Origin of the sequence: Janthinobacterium sp. PSPC1-1, assembly GCF_049897625.1 — a bacterium.
In the GTDB taxonomy this organism is placed as follows: Bacteria; Pseudomonadota; Gammaproteobacteria; order Burkholderiales; family Burkholderiaceae_D; genus Janthinobacterium; species Janthinobacterium tructae.
Map to the genome: position 1 here is coordinate 135967 of NZ_JAFCWP010000008.1, position 14196 is coordinate 150162.

Annotated in this window: 13 protein-coding genes; 5 read left to right on the plus strand and 8 right to left on the minus strand. The window is 60.1% G+C overall.

All coding sequences use genetic code 11. The annotated features are described in order from the left end of the window. Positions 1-60: 60 nt before the first annotated feature. Entirely contained in the window at positions 61-1449 is a 1389-nt protein-coding gene (locus ACP7EG_RS22730) for an ATP-binding protein (protein ID WP_426089396.1), read from the minus strand. Continuing rightward, positions 1446-2132, minus strand: a complete 687-nt coding sequence (locus ACP7EG_RS22735; protein WP_077409269.1) for a response regulator — start codon at positions 2130-2132, stop codon at positions 1446-1448. The genes ACP7EG_RS22730 and ACP7EG_RS22735 overlap by 4 nt, the downstream gene beginning before the upstream one ends. A gap of 157 nt (positions 2133-2289) precedes the next feature. On the opposite strand from ACP7EG_RS22735, the gene ACP7EG_RS22740 reads away from it, so the two are divergent. From ACP7EG_RS22740 to ACP7EG_RS22755, 4 genes are all read left to right on the plus strand, one after another. Then, positions 2290-3111: a MipA/OmpV family protein gene (locus tag ACP7EG_RS22740; RefSeq protein ID WP_426089397.1), complete on the plus strand. Its 822-nt coding sequence runs from the start codon at positions 2290-2292 to the stop codon at positions 3109-3111. 88 nt (positions 3112-3199) lie between these two features. Further along, positions 3200-3754: a universal stress protein gene (locus tag ACP7EG_RS22745; protein WP_426089398.1), complete on the plus strand. Its 555-nt coding sequence runs from the start codon at positions 3200-3202 to the stop codon at positions 3752-3754. Positions 3755-3798: 44 nt separating this feature from the next. Further along, on the plus strand, positions 3799-4791 hold the full coding sequence (locus tag ACP7EG_RS22750) for a VirK/YbjX family protein (RefSeq protein WP_426089399.1): 993 nt from the start codon (positions 3799-3801) through the stop codon (positions 4789-4791). Positions 4792-4902: 111 nt separating this feature from the next. Next, positions 4903-5133: a DUF6139 family protein gene (locus ACP7EG_RS22755; protein ID WP_071075660.1), complete on the plus strand. Its 231-nt coding sequence runs from the start codon at positions 4903-4905 to the stop codon at positions 5131-5133. 63 nt (positions 5134-5196) lie between these two features. Here ACP7EG_RS22755 and dnaE read toward each other — a convergent pair whose 3' ends face one another. Continuing rightward, complete coding sequence (gene dnaE / locus ACP7EG_RS22760) at positions 5197-8736, minus strand: DNA polymerase III subunit alpha (protein WP_426089400.1); 3540 nt, start codon at positions 8734-8736, stop codon at positions 5197-5199. Between the two features lie 138 nt (positions 8737-8874). Between dnaE and ACP7EG_RS22765 the strand changes: the two genes are divergently transcribed. Continuing rightward, positions 8875-9771 (plus strand): sulfurtransferase, encoded by an 897-nt coding sequence (locus ACP7EG_RS22765; protein ID WP_426089401.1) that lies wholly within the window; start codon positions 8875-8877, stop codon positions 9769-9771. A 42-nt stretch (positions 9772-9813) separates the two neighbouring features. Here the strand turns inward: ACP7EG_RS22765 and ACP7EG_RS22770 are convergent, their stop codons facing one another. From ACP7EG_RS22770 to ACP7EG_RS22790, 5 genes are read right to left on the minus strand one after another with little or no spacing between them, the layout of a single operon-like run. After that, positions 9814-10821, minus strand: a complete 1008-nt coding sequence (locus ACP7EG_RS22770; RefSeq protein ID WP_426089402.1) for a hypothetical protein — start codon at positions 10819-10821, stop codon at positions 9814-9816. Continuing rightward, positions 10818-11369 (minus strand): serine O-acetyltransferase, encoded by a 552-nt coding sequence (locus ACP7EG_RS22775; RefSeq protein WP_096237687.1) that lies wholly within the window; start codon positions 11367-11369, stop codon positions 10818-10820. Before ACP7EG_RS22775 ends, ACP7EG_RS22770 begins: the two co-directional genes overlap by 4 nt. Further along, entirely contained in the window at positions 11366-12514 is a 1149-nt protein-coding gene (locus tag ACP7EG_RS22780) for an NAD-dependent epimerase/dehydratase family protein (protein ID WP_096237688.1), read from the minus strand. The genes ACP7EG_RS22775 and ACP7EG_RS22780 overlap by 4 nt, the downstream gene beginning before the upstream one ends. Before the next feature lie 40 nt (positions 12515-12554). Further along, complete coding sequence (locus ACP7EG_RS22785) at positions 12555-13262, minus strand: glycosyltransferase family 2 protein (protein ID WP_426089403.1); 708 nt, start codon at positions 13260-13262, stop codon at positions 12555-12557. 17 nt (positions 13263-13279) lie between these two features. After that, on the minus strand, positions 13280-14188 hold the full coding sequence (locus tag ACP7EG_RS22790; protein WP_426089404.1) for a glycosyltransferase family 2 protein: 909 nt from the start codon (positions 14186-14188) through the stop codon (positions 13280-13282). Between the last annotated feature and the right edge of the window lie 8 nt (positions 14189-14196).

Consider the following 14196-nt stretch of genomic DNA (forward strand, 5'->3'; position numbering starts at 1 on the left):
TCTTGCGTTATAAGCACATGCAATAATCTTCATGCAATGTCGCAAGGCGCGCCAGCGCAGTCAGGCCTCGGCCAGCGGCAAGCGCACCTCCACCAGCAAGCCCAGGCCGCCATTACCTCTGTGCAACTGAATCGTGCCGCCGTGCTGGCGCACGACGGAGGCGACGATGGACAAGCCCAGGCCGCTGCCCGGCTGCACCTGCTGCGGCGCACGGAAAAAACGGTCGAACACGCGTTCATACAGCGCCGGCGCGATGCCAGGCCCCTGATCGGCCACATGCAACACGGCCTGGCCCCGCTCCGCATGCAGCGACACCGTCACGCTGCTGCCGCGCGGGCTGTACTTGATGGCGTTTTCCACCAGATTATCGATCAGCGAGACCAGGCTCTCGCGCTGCCCGGGCACGCTGAGCGAAACGCTGGCCTGCAACTCGAGCTCGATATCCCCCGCCTGGGCCAGGCCGGACAGGGCCGCCAGCCGATCTTGCAGCAAGGTATCGAGCGCCTGCCGCCGCGGCAGCTCGCCAGCACCAGCCTGCACTTCGCTGCGCGTCAGCTGCAGCAACTGCCCCACCAGGCGCGCGGCACGGTTGCCACTGTTCAAGATGCCGTCCAGCAACTCTTGCTGGCGTGCGTCATGTGCCTGGCCCTGCAAGGCCTCGACATTCACGCGCATGGCCGCCAGCGGCGTGCGCAGCTCATGCGTAGCGTCGGCGATGAAGCTGCGTTCACGCGCGGCACTGGCATCGACCCGTTGCAGCAGGGCGTTGATATTGTCGACCAATGCCGCCAGTTCGCCATGCGGCGGCTTGAACGCCAGCGGACGCAAATCCTGCGGCCCGCGCGCCGCTACCTCTTGCGCCACCTTGCGCCACGGGCGCATGGCAAGGCGGATCGACAGCCAGGCCGGCACCAGCAAGAACGGCAGGCTGATCAGCAGCGGCAGCAGGTAATAACCGTGTGAATTGATCGTGATAAAAAACTGCCAGGGGCCGCCCACCTCCAGCACCGTCACGCGCGTGGCCCCCTCAGTCAGGCTACGGCTGCGCCAGGCCTGTCCCTTGATGTAGATCACTTCCATCTGATCAGGACCGGCGCTGCGAATACCGCTGGGCGCTGCGGGGGACTTGTAGACCAGCTCGCCGCCGCGCCAGACCAGGATACGCGGCGCCAGTTCCGGCACTTTCCCCATTTCAAACTCTTCGCGCAAGGCTTCGTCGATGGCGCGCAAGCTTTGCTCCTGTCGCTGCGGCTGCTCGGCCAGGTTATCGGCCACGCTGATAATGGCGTGCAAGACGCCACGGCCCACATTGCTCGCTTCGCCCGTACCATCGATCAGCACATACGCGACCGCCAGACTCCACAGCACGGTCAGCATCAGCATTTGCGCCAGCATCAAACGACGCAGCAGCGTAGGCCGGCGCAGCATGGCCCAGACACGCCCCATCATGCGCCGGCACCCGGCGGGGCAGATGTCTCTCCTTGCTGGTCGATGACATAGCCGACGCCGCGCACGGTGCGGATATAGCCCTCGCCTATCTTGCGGCGCAGGTTGCCCATATGCACATCGAGGGTATTGCTGGCGTTGGCCAGGCCACCGGGCAGGATATGCTCCTCCAGCACGCGGCGCGTGATGACGCGGTTGGCGCGCATCAGCAAGGTCTTCAGCAAGGCATATTCACTGGCGGTCAGTTCCACCGGCCGCCCATGCACGCTGACACGGCGCGTGGGCACCTGCAGCAGCAAGCCGCGCAGTTCGATGGTGTCGCCATCGAAGCCATAGCTGCGGCGTGCCAGGGCGCGCACGCGCGACAGCAGTTCGGCCAGCACGAAAGGCTTGACCAGGTAATCATCGGCGCCGCCATCGAGGCCGCGCAAGCGCTGTTCCAGCGTATCGCGGGCGCTGAGGATCAGCACCGGCAGGCGGGCTGCGCGCAGCCGGGCCAGCAAATCGAGGCCATCGCCGTCCGGCAAGCCCAGGTCCAGCAGCACCAGCTCGCAACTGTCGTGCTCGATGCTGCGCGCCGCATCCTCCAGGCTGCGCACCCACACCACTTGCATGCCCTGGTCGCGCAAGGCAATCCGCACGCCATTGCCCAGGTCCATGTCGTCTTCTATCAGCAATATCTTCATGTGGCGTATTAAACCACCGCAAGCTGAAGAATGGGTAAAGAAGCGCTCTTCATGCAATCTTAATAAAAGGCTCATTTTTCCTTCATGGCACAGGCCGATACTAGCCGCAGTCAATCGAGCCACTCCGGACTCGGTTCTCCACCTGACGGATAACTCCATGCACGCACCTACAACCCTGTTGACCTCGCTGGCACTGGCCTGCGGCCTGAGCCTGAACCCCCTGGCCGCTGCGGCGGCCGAACCGGCCGCGGAAAATGTTTTCACCATCGGCGGCGGCGTCGCTGCCGTGTCCAGCTATTCCGGCTCCGACAAACTGTCGGCTTCGCCGCTGATCATCCTCGACTATGCCATGGCCAATGGCCTGTTCATCAGCACCTCGCGCGGCATCGGCTATGGCGGCCAGGCTGGGTCCTTCAGTTATAGCGCCGCGCTGGGCTACCGCGGCAAGCGCGAAGACCACAAGCGCACGGGCATCAACGGTTTCGGCGGCAGCGATTACCTGAAAGGCATGGGTGAAGTCAAGGGCAACGCCAGCGCCTTGCTCAGCGCAGGCTATTCGCCATTGCCGGGCCTGTCGCTGAGCGTGTCGAGCGACATTCCCCTGTCGAATCGCGAAAATGGCGCGAACGTGCATTTCGGCGCAACAGGCCAGATCTACGGCCGCAACGATGCCAAAGGCGTGCAGCAGGACAGCGTCAGCATCGGCGGCCAGCTGGGCTGGGGCGAACGCAAGTACGTGCAGACCATGTATGGCGTAACGGCCACCCAGGCCGCAAATACTTCGTTCAAGCAATACACGCCCAAGGGCGGTTTCTATGAAGCACAGGCCACGGTCAACTGGGAGCACCGCTTCGATGCGCGCTGGGGCATCAATACCCTGGTCGGCGTCGAACACCGCATGGGCGACGCGGCCAAGAGCCCCATCGTGCAGCGCAAAACATCCCCGATCGGCGCCGTATATGTCACCTACCGCTATTAAAAACGGGGCGACATAAGGGGAACCCGTACGCTGTTTCGCTAATTTACAGAAGGGAATGGCATGGATAAGATGACATGGTTTTCCGACTATGGCCATCCCTTCCATGCATGCATCGCGCCTTGCCCCGCAACGTCACCGCGCCCCAGACAGCGCCGCGGGCGCGGGCGGCAAGACGGGCCAGGATACCTTGCTGCTGCTCTTGCCCGTCAAGCGCGCCAGCGACATCATCTACGGCGCGCGCTACGCCAGGCGCTTGCAGGAATGGGGCATCCCGGTCAGCGTCAGCCTGCTGCACGTGACAGCGGCGCCACCGCACCAGGCCGATGGCATGCCCCGGCACAGCGCTGGCGCATGCCATGCGCTGGACCTGGCCACGCAGCAGATGATGCACGAGGCGGGACTGTATCTGAGCCGTTCTCAGCTCGCCTTCAGCACGCATATTGTCGCCGGCGAGCTGCTGTTTACGATCCTCGATACGGCTGAATTGCTCGGTTGCCACGAAATCGTCCTGCCGGCCCTGCGGCACGGTCCCTGGCAGCGCCGCTTTGCCGGCGCGCTGGCACGCAAGCTGGCGCGCGCCACGCGCAGCGCCACGGTCTTGCTGGCCGATACGGACGGCATGAGCGGGCCGCCGCCTGCCTGAAGCGCAGCCGGCTGCCCGCCATACACACACATGGAAACTCCTTGATGACACAAACTATTACCCTGCATGCGGGCCTGAGCAATATGCCACCAGGCATGTCCCGCGTGCGCGAGATGCTCAAGCTGCAATTGCGGGCACATTTACAGCATAGGCAGACGCGCATCTGGCTGCAGTTGCTCAATTCTCACCCCGTGTTCCAGGACTTGCTGCAAGCCTATCCGCGCCTGATGCACAAGGTGTACCGCCCTTACCTGAGCACGAACCTGTCGTGCCGCCAGCGCGTCGCCTTGCTGGTCGAGCACTATCATTTCATCCTGCAACAAGGCTGGGGCAAGTTGATGACGCAGGCGGCACGCGCGCCCGTGCGCCTGGGTACCGTACCGGGAAAATCGGGTGCGCCCTACCACCTGCAGCTGTGTTCGCTACAACCGATGGACCGCGAAGGCGAAATGGTGCTGCAACTGGCGCATGGCGATGATGTGATCTACTCGGTCGCGTTTTCCTTTTTCGGTTCCCGCGCACGCGCCAGCATGGGCGTGGGCATCGGCTGCCTCCAGGGTCCGCGCGGCGCGGAAGGCTTGCGCCGGGTGCGCGAAGCCACGCGCGACCTGCATGGCATGCGCCCCAAGGCCCTGATGGTGCGCCTGGTGCGTCAGCTGGGACATGAACATGGCTGCCGCAACATGGTGCTTGTAGGCAACGCCAACCGGGCCGTCCACCATTCCGCCAAAAAGGGCCGGCTGTTCGCCGACTACAATTCCCTTTGGCAAGAACTTGGCGCCCAGGCACGCAAGGATGGTGATTTTGAGCTGCCATGCGAAAACCTGCCCCTGCCTGCCCTGGAAGACATTCCGTCAAAAAAACGCTCGGAAGCACGCAAACGCCACGAACTGACGCTGGCCATGATCGGCAGCCTGCGTAGCGGCCTCGACGCCCATCGCAGCCCGGTGCAGGTCGCCACGGCAGGCGCTGTGGCAGCCGCCAACGAGGCACGGCAAGCGACCGACCTGGAAGACAACGATTACGCTGCCGCCTGAGCCCCCCTGCGGCACACGCTTCAACCCATGCGCGGCCCAATCCTGTTACGCTAGCACTATCGGCACGCACTGCGGTGCACCGGTTCCCCCAACGTTTACTAGGAGGCATTCATGCGCGTAGACATCTACCGCCGGGCCGAGCACGACGGCATTTTTTCCTACCTCGCCGTGCCGGAAGGAAAGATCATTCCTGAAGAGGTGACCAATACCGACTGGCAACTCGAAGTGCGTGCCAGCGAAGTGGCCGACGATGCCGAGATCTTGCCCGACTATCATATCGAACAGCCGCACCAGCAGATCGCCGCCAAGGGTTACGCGATCACGGGCCTGAAGGACATGTAAACAAAAAAAGCCAAACCAGCATGCCTGCGGTTTGGCTTTGTTGTATGCGCGGGGCGGTGCCGGTCAGTATTCGACGGCCACCTCTTGCGCGCCCAGCATCTGCTCGAGTGCCATCTGCAATTCATCCGATGGCGCCACTTTCCACTCGTCCCCGAACTGCAGCACGCAGCTGACGCCTTGCGGGCTGACCCGCGCAGCGATCGGCAAGCCCGTCTCGGCCCGGTGCGGCATGATCACGTCACGGATACGCTTGGCGTCCAGCGTGGCCGGCAAAGTCAGGCCCAGCTGGCGGCCATACTGCACGCGCGCGGCGATGATGTCGAAGGCGCTCTCGGCCGTGATACGCAAGCCGCCCGAGAAACGGTCTTCCGACACCTTGCCCACCACGGCCAGAAATTCATCTTCCTTGAAGATTTTCCGGTTGGCATCGAACAATTCGCCATACACGGTCACTTCCACCGTGCCGCTCTTGTCATCCAGGGTGACGATGAGAATCTTGCCGCGCTGCGTCATCTGCGTGCGCAAGCCCGTGATGACGCCGGCCATCATGCGCGGTTCGCGCGACGGCGACAATTCAGACAGTTTCGTGCGCGCAAAACGGCGCGCCTCGGGCGCATACGAGTCGAACAGATGGCCGGAAAGATAGAAACCCAGGGCGATCTTTTCTTCCGTCAGGCGCTGCTTGTCACTCCACACGGGCACTTTGACGTACTCGGGCGGCGCCACCATGTCGCTGTCGTCGCCGCCGAACAGGCTCACCTGATTCGCCGCCTTGGCGGCCTGGTCGGCGCATTCCATGGCGAACGCCACGGATGCGAGCAGGATGGCGCGGTCGACCTTCAGGCAGTCGAAGGCACCGCTGCGTATCAGGGACTCGATGGTGCGGCGGTTAATTTGCTTTTTATCCACGCGCTTGCAGAAATCGAACAGGCTGGTGAAGGGTCCGCCCGCCTCGCGCGCGGCGATGATGGCTTCGATGGCGTTCTGGCCCGAGCCTTTCACGGCGCCCAGGCCATAGCGGATCTGCGTGACTTTCTTGCCGCTCACGGACGGCGCCGCGCCGCTCGGCGTGAAGCGGTAGTCCGATTCGTTGATATCCGGCGGCAACAAGGTCAGCTTGCAGATTTCCAGCGAGTCTTCCACCAGGATCTTGATCTTGTCCGTGTCGTCCATGGCCAGCGACAAGTTGGCGGCCATGAAGGCGGCCGTGTGGTGCGCCTTCAAATACGCCGTGTGGTAGGACAGCAGGGCGTAGGCGGCGGCGTGCGATTTGTTGAAACCGTAACCGGCAAACTTTTCCATCAAGTCGAAGATCTCGTCGGCCTTAGCGGCCGTCAAGCCATCCTTGGCCGCACCGGCACGGAAGATCTCGCGGTGCTCGGCCATCTCTTCGGCCTTCTTCTTGCCCATGGCGCGGCGCAGCATGTCGGCGCCGCCCAGCGAGTAGCCGCCGACGATCTGCGCCATCTGCATCACCTGCTCCTGATACACCATGATGCCGTAGGTTTCGGACAGAATCGCTTCCGTGCGCGGATCGGGGTAATCAAAACGCTCGCCGTGCTTGCGCTTGCAAAAATCGGGAATCAGGTCCATCGGGCCCGGACGGTACAGGGCCACGAGCGCGATAATGTCTTCGAAACGGTCGGGACGCGCGTCTTTCAGCATGCCCTGCATGCCGCGCGACTCAAGCTGGAACACGGCCACGGTCTTGGCCTTGGTCAGCAGGTCGTAGGACGGCTTGTCGTTCAGCGGCAAGGTGGCCAGGTCGAAATCGGCTTGCGCGGGATCGAGCTGCTTGATGTAGCGGACGGCGCGGTCAAGGATGGTGAGCGTGGTCAGACCCAAAAAGTCGAACTTCACCAGGCCAACGGCCTCCACGTCATCCTTGTCGTACTGCGACACGACGCCCGAGTCGCCACCCTGCGTGTACAGCGGGCAGAAATCCGTCAGCTTGCCGGGGGCGATCAGCACGCCCCCCGCGTGCATGCCGATATTGCGCGTGATGCCTTCGACTTGCTGCGCCAGCTCCAGCAACTGCTTGACCTCTTCCTCGTTTTCCAGGCGCTCCTTGAGCAACGGCTCTTCCTCAATGGCGTCGGCAATCGACACGGGTTTACCCGGCTTGAACGGGATCAGCTTGGAAATACCATCGCAGAAGTTGTAGCCGAAGTCCATCACGCGGCCCACGTCGCGGATCGCACCCTTGGCCGCCATGGTACCGAAGGTGGCGATCTGCGAGACGGCCTCCTTGCCATACAAATCCTTGACGTGCTGGATGACGCGGTCACGCCCTTCCTGGCAAAAGTCGATATCGAAGTCGGGCATCGAGACGCGTTCGGGATTCAGAAAACGCTCGAACAGCAGGTTGTATTGCAGTGGGTCCAGATCGGTAATGAGCAGCGAATACGCCACCAGCGAACCGGCACCCGAACCGCGGCCCGGGCCGACTGGCACGCCGTTTTCCTTGGCCCACTGGATAAACTCGGCCACGATGAGGAAGTAGCCGGGGAATTTCATGTTGCAAATCGTGTCCGTCTCGAATTTCAAGCGCGACTCGTAGCGCGGACGTTCCTTTTCACGGCGCTCGGGATCGGGATACAGCTGCAATAGTCGCTTTTCCAGGCCCGCCTGCGATTCGGCGACGAGGAACTCGTCGATCGTCATGCCGGGCGGCGTGGGGAAGTTCGGCAGTTGCGGCTTGCCCAGGGTCAAGGTCAAATTGCAGCGCTTGGCGATTTCCACGGAATTGGCCAGCGCGGCCGGCAAGTCGGCGAACAATTCCGCCATGTCGGCCTGCGACAGGAAGCGCTGGCTGTCGTTGAAGCGCTTCACGCGCTTGGCGTTGGCCAGCATTTCGCCTTCGGCGATACAGGTGCGGGCTTCGTGGGCAATAAATTCCTCTGGGGAAATAAATTGCACGGGATGCGTGGCCACCACGGGTAAACCGAGCTTGGCCGCCAGCGCCACCGCATGGCGCACCTGCGCTTCCTGGTTGGCCTGGCCGCCGCGCTGAATCTCGACATAGAAGTGGCCAGGAAAGATCTCGGCCCAACGCTGGGCATTGCGTTCGGCCAGGGCCAGGTTGCCATTCTCGATAGCAATGCCAACATCGCCGAAATGCGCGCCGGACAGGGCGATCAAGCCATTCGCCGCGCTTTCGCCCGGGTACAGGTCGTAGGTATTCGTCGCCAGCGCCTGCAGCCACTCGACGCGCAGTTCCGCACGGCCCTTGTACTGGTTCGTCAGCCAGGCCATCGACAGCAGTTCGCACAGTTGCAAATAGCCCATGCGATTCTTCGCCAGCAACAGCAAACGCGACGGCTTCTCGCGGTTGTCGTCATTCGTGATCCACACGTCGACACCGACGATGGGCTTGATGCCCTTGCCGCGCGCTTCCTTGTAGAACTTGACCATGCCAAACAGGTTCGACAAGTCGGTGACGGCCAGCGCCACCTGCTTGTCCTTCGCCGCCGCCTTGACCACGTCGTCGATGCGCACCAGGCCATCGACGATCGAGTACTCCGAGTGCACGCGCAAGTGGACGAAGGCGGGACCGGGCTGCACCGCTTGCTGTGAACCTGCCGGAGCGCCGGCCTCTTGCATTACCATTTCCATCTGTGTGTACCGTTTCGTGCAAAATTCAATGGGGTCTATTCTACCGCGTCGCGGCTACGGACCGGGTATCCTGGCTGGCCCGTCGGGCTTATAATATCGGCTGTTCAGTCTAAGCCGATCGCCATCATGCAAGCCATCACCCCAGCAACACCCGCCGTTTCCGCCGCCGTCAGCCCGCTGGCCGCCACGTTTGTCAATATCGCCGCGTATAAATTCATCACGCTCGACGATACGGAAGCCATGCGTCCCTTGTATCAGGAGCAATGCCTGGCACTGGAACTGAAGGGAACGATCCTGCTGACGCCGGAAGGCATCAATATGTTCCTGTCGGGCACGCGCGAGCATATCGACAGCTTCCTCGCGTGGGTCCGCAGCGACGAGCGTCTGGCCGATCTGGAATGGAAGGAAAGCTTGTCGAATGAGCAATCACACAAGCGCATGCTGGTCAAGCTAAAAAAAGAAATCATCACCATGCGCATGCCGCTGATCAAGCCGGAACTGGGTCGCGCCCCGTCCGTCGATGCGCACACGCTCAAGCGCTGGCTCGACGCCGGCGTGGACGACGCGGGCAAACCCGTGGTCATGATGGAAACGCGCAACGCCTTCGAAGTGGACGTGGGCACGTTCAACAACACGCTCGATTACCGTATCGACAAGTTTACGGAATTCCCTGCCGTTGCCGCCGCGCACAAGGAAGAACTGGAAGGCAAGACCGTCGTCACCTTCTGCACGGGCGGCATCCGCTGCGAAAAGGCCGCCATCCACATGAAGGAAATCGGCTACGACAGCGTGTACCAGCTCGACGGCGGCATCCTGAAATATTTCGAGGAAGTGGGCGGCGAGCACTATACGGGCGACTGTTTCGTGTTCGATTACCGCACGGCCCTGAACCCGAAACTGGAACCGACGGAAACCGTGCAATGTTTCGTCTGCCGCGCCGTCGTCACCCCGCGCCTGCAACTGGCGCCGGAATATGTGTATGAGGTGTCTTGTCCGCATTGCCACGGGAAAAAGACGAGCTGAGAGCACTACGGCCACCAGTTGGCCGTAGTGCCCTCAGCCTGACTAGGCAAAAATTTCAGCTAACCAACTTCTCAAGCTATAGCGGCAGTACATATCCTCAGGCAAACTGACGTAGGCGGTGCGCAAGAAATCCGCGGGCAAGTCAGTCGTCTGGCGGTCCACCACCAGGATATTCTCGGGACGGTAAAAATCATAGCTGATGACATCGGCATTCGTCGTGATCATTTTTTTACCGGCCCCCAGGCACTCGATGGTACGCATCGTCAAGCCCGTCTGCCCAGGGTGATGAATGTCGAGCACGATCTCGCTACGCGAAAACAAGTCGAGAATCTGTTGCTTGTTCAGCGAGTGCCATTGGACATCCTTCCACGGTATGGCGCGAAAATCACGATCAAACAATTTTCGAACTGCCATCACCCATTTGCTTTGATAATAAAAATGCGTGTAGACGGGCAGCGTCATGCCCGCGCGCCGCGCTGCCGCCACAATGCGCCGGACTACTGCGTAGCGGTCAGAATGCACTGTGCCGAGAAACAGCATGCCAATATCGTTGGTGTTTTTTTCCGCCTGCCTGGCCGCCATCGCTTCATACACACTGATATAAAACAGCGGCAGGTGCCGCACGTGCGGGATATTGACGGTGTCTAGCCGGTCGAAACTGTATGCCTTGTCAAAGTACGATAGCTTGACTTCGCCATTCTTGAAATTTTTTAAGGAATCCCACGAATAGTAAAGGAAACGTGCCGTTGGCTGGCTTTCGCGCAGCATCCTGAGCCGCTCCGCCGAAATGGCTTCGCCCTTGATGACAAACACGGCATCGTAGGCAATGGCACGCGCGTCATGAATGATGCGGTCGAAATAACGGTCGCACATGGTGGCCACCAGCTCGGGCCGAAAACGTATCAATGCCTTTACCAGCGGCGTCGACGCCGGGCGGTCATCATGCCAGTCGACTTGACAGCCCGCCAGTTCCAATTCCGCCTTGATTTCTTTCTCGTAATCGAACGTCCGCGGAGAAATAAATAAAACGCGCGCTCCCTTTTGAATCATGTGACTTCGCCTTGCTTGAGAATTTTTGCTGGAATACCGCCGACGGTAGCGCCTGCGGGGACATCGGCAAGCACCACGGCATTGGCGCCCACGCGGGCACCATTGCCGATCATGACGCCACCAAGGATCTTGGCGCCGGAACCGACGATCACGTTATCGCCCACAGTGGGACGCGACTGCTCGGAGAAATTCACATCGATTTCACGCGCGCCAAAGGTGACATTATGGTAAATCGTGGCGTTTTCACCAATGCTGTTTACGCCAATCACCGTGCCCTGAGTGTGCGGAAGATACAAGCCTTTGCCTATATCACAGCGGATGGCGATTTCGAGACCGAACACGACAAAATTGAGCAATGAAAACAACTTGGCCAGCGGTGACAGCTTGTGCCGGTAAAACCAATGGGACAGCCGAAAAATTACCACCGGCGCGAAGCGGGGCGACAGGGTTCCCAGTATCACGCCCATGATGCCCGGCATGCGGCCAGGCTGGCCATTGGCCGCATATTGCCGCGCCAAATCGGCCAGCAAGGTTTTTTTTAACGTCATGGTTGACGGCTGGAGCCCATCAGCCCCTTGTCGGCAAGTTCACTGACCGAGCGCGCATAGGCGGCCTTGTCTTCTGCCGGCTGCTGCGAAGCCCAGGTCAGGAAATGCTTCAAGCCGTCCTTGAACTGTACGCCTGGCGTAAAGCCCAGGACGTCAGCGGCAACCGAAACATCGGCGATATTATGGCGAATGTCGCCGACGCGGAATGCGCCGGTGACGGTAATCTCGCTATCGCTGTTAAAGAATTGCTTGATCTCTTGCGCGACGGTCATCACGCTGGTGGCTTGGCCGGAACCGACATTGAGCGCACCGACGAAAGGGCCGGCGTGGTTGACACTGCGCACCGTTGCTTCAACAACATCGTCGATATACACAAAGTCGCGCGACTCTTCGCCATCTTCATAGATTTCGATCAGTTGATTCTGCCGCGCCAGATTCGAAAACACTGCCAGGATTCCGGTATACGGGTTCTTCAGCGACTGGCCCGGACCATACACATTCTGATAGCGCAGGCCAAAACCGTTGATGCCGCGGGTACGCGCAAACAACAGCACGGCCTGTTCCTGCACCTGTTTGGTCAGGCCATACATCGACATCGGCAGGAAAGGCGCCGTCTCCGCCGTCGGCAACAGCGCCACCGGCTTGATGCAGACAGGACAGACGGGTTCAAACATACCGGCGGACAGGTGTTCGCGCGTACGCTGATGCGGGAACACGGTGCCATGCGATGCGCACTGGTAAGCACCTTCACCATATACGGCGCGGCTCGAGGCCACGACGATGGAGCGCAAGTCCTTGGCGCAATCTTCGTTCTGCAGCAAATCGAGCATCGTGGCGGTCCCCTGCACGTTGACGCTGAAATAGCGGTCGATTTCATACATGGACTGACCGGTGCCCGTTTCCGCAGCCAAGTGCACGATGGCATGCACACCTGTCAGTGCCTGCTTCATCGCATCCCGGTCACGCACATCGGCCTTGATCAGTTCAACCTTCCCGGCCAGATCGTCAGGCAGGACATCGCTTGCATGAATCTGCGGGCTGAAATTGTCCAGCACGCGCACCTGCATGCCCTGGCCAAGGAAGGCGCGACACAAGCGTTGTCCGATAAAACCCGCGCCGCCGGTAATGAGTACTGTTTGGTTCATGCCATTCTTCTTTCTTACGTAATGAATCTGATGGTTGGTGTTATGCCCTGCCGAGCACTTTCAACAGGCAATAGGCCCGGAACTGCATTTTTTTAAGAAAACTATTAGTGCTGGCACTACCGCCACTCGAAACGTTGGCACCGTGACGGCGATACAGGATCAGCGGCTCCGCGATAAGTTCTACCCGATAATAAAGCTCGGCGACCAAGGTCAGCCACAAGTCGTGCGGGCACAGCTTGCGATTGCCGGGAAAGGGCAGCGCCTTGCGCAGAATGCTGCGCTTGAAGGCCATGCAAGCGCCCAGATAGCGTGATTTAAGCAGGTTTTTCCAGAACCCCTGGCCGCCGCCACGCAGGGAAAACAAGGTCGTGTCCAGTGGCGTCAGGACATGGTCCGTGAACTGCGCATTGCACACCACCATGTCGCAACGCTCCAGGGCGGCCAACATTTTCTGCACCCGGCCGGCGAGCCAGACATCATCCTGGTCGGACAGGAAAATCACCTCGCCTGTCGCGTGCCGGATGGCATTTTCAAAATTGCCGCTATACCCGTTGTCGAGCTCATTGGCGATGATACGGATGCGTGCATCGCCACATGTCCGGATCTTCTCCAGCGTCCGGTCCGTCGACCCGTCATCCGACACGATCAACTCGTCGTCAACGGACAGTTGTCCGAGTATCGATTCAATTTGCTCCAGAATATATTTTTCGCCGTTATATACGGCCATGCAAACGCTTATTTTAGGCATACGGCTATCATCTTATTCTAGTTTTCAAGCGGTCCCAGGCGGCCAATGACACCATGCACAAAGCCGCGGCAACAATACACAATGTTTTTCAGATGCTGATCGCCAAACAGACTGAACGCCACCATATAGCGTAACGATTTGAGGAAAATACCCAGGCGCACACCCGCTCCCAGATATTTCTTGCCCAATGCAATGGCAATGCCATTCCTGACAATATAATAATTGCGCTGCGGCGTGTGCAGCGAATACGTTTTCGCGCCCACCTTCACGGCGCCATCACCCAGGGTATGGCGGATAACCACGTTGCGGCAGCCGACGATACGATAGCCATGGGCGCGCGCGCGCCAGCACCACTCGAAATCGACCCAATCGATAAACAGCGCCTCGTCCATCATGCCCACGTGGGCCAGGGCCGCATTATTGATGATCATCCCCGAGGCAATCACTTGTGCAACCTCGACCAGGGATTGGCTGGACGCCACCTTGACCGAGTTGACCCCCTGAAGTTCGAAAAAACCTTCTCCCTCGCCGCTGGCCTTGTTTTCCTCCTGAAAATCTGGGGCAATCGCCGCCAAGCGGCCAGCATCGCCAAGACTGCGGTAGTTCTCGAGCATGTTTGTCACATAGTCATGCGGATAGATGGTGTCCTGGTCGCTCAGCAAGGACAGGTGGGCGCCCTGCGCCATGGCCTTGACCATGCCCATGTTCTGCGCCTTGGCAATGCCGACATTACTCTCCAACAGCAACAGCCGCGTGTTCGGCACGTTCGCTTCCAGCGCCCGCAATTTATTGGCCACTTCAGCACTGGCTGAATTATCGACAATATAAATCGTGCGGACCTGGTTTTTTATACTATTCAATGCCTGTTCAAAAACAGAAAAATCCGGCCTGTACGTTACGAAAACGGCATCAATATCATAAACCATCGATTTTC

Coding starts and splice junctions, on each gene's coding strand:
- ACP7EG_RS22740 (WP_426089397.1), top strand. CDS start 2,290: ATGCACGCACCTACAACCCTGTTGACCTCGCTGGCACTGGCCTGCGGC.
- ACP7EG_RS22735 (WP_077409269.1), bottom strand. CDS start 2,132: ATGAAGATATTGCTGATAGAAGACGACATGGACCTGGGCAATGGCGTG.
- ACP7EG_RS22765 (WP_426089401.1), top strand. CDS start 8,875: ATGCAAGCCATCACCCCAGCAACACCCGCCGTTTCCGCCGCCGTCAGC.
- ACP7EG_RS22755 (WP_071075660.1), top strand. CDS start 4,903: ATGCGCGTAGACATCTACCGCCGGGCCGAGCACGACGGCATTTTTTCC.
- ACP7EG_RS22745 (WP_426089398.1), top strand. CDS start 3,200: ATGGCCATCCCTTCCATGCATGCATCGCGCCTTGCCCCGCAACGTCAC.
- ACP7EG_RS22750 (WP_426089399.1), top strand. CDS start 3,799: ATGACACAAACTATTACCCTGCATGCGGGCCTGAGCAATATGCCACCA.
- dnaE (WP_426089400.1), bottom strand. CDS start 8,736: ATGCAAGAGGCCGGCGCTCCGGCAGGTTCACAGCAAGCGGTGCAGCCC.
- ACP7EG_RS22785 (WP_426089403.1), bottom strand. CDS start 13,262: ATGCCTAAAATAAGCGTTTGCATGGCCGTATATAACGGCGAAAAATAT.
- ACP7EG_RS22770 (WP_426089402.1), bottom strand. CDS start 10,821: ATGATTCAAAAGGGAGCGCGCGTTTTATTTATTTCTCCGCGGACGTTC.
- ACP7EG_RS22730 (WP_426089396.1), bottom strand. CDS start 1,449: ATGATGGGGCGTGTCTGGGCCATGCTGCGCCGGCCTACGCTGCTGCGT.
- ACP7EG_RS22790 (WP_426089404.1), bottom strand. CDS start 14,188: ATGGTTTATGATATTGATGCCGTTTTCGTAACGTACAGGCCGGATTTT.
- ACP7EG_RS22780 (WP_096237688.1), bottom strand. CDS start 12,514: ATGAACCAAACAGTACTCATTACCGGCGGCGCGGGTTTTATCGGACAA.
- ACP7EG_RS22775 (WP_096237687.1), bottom strand. CDS start 11,369: ATGACGTTAAAAAAAACCTTGCTGGCCGATTTGGCGCGGCAATATGCG.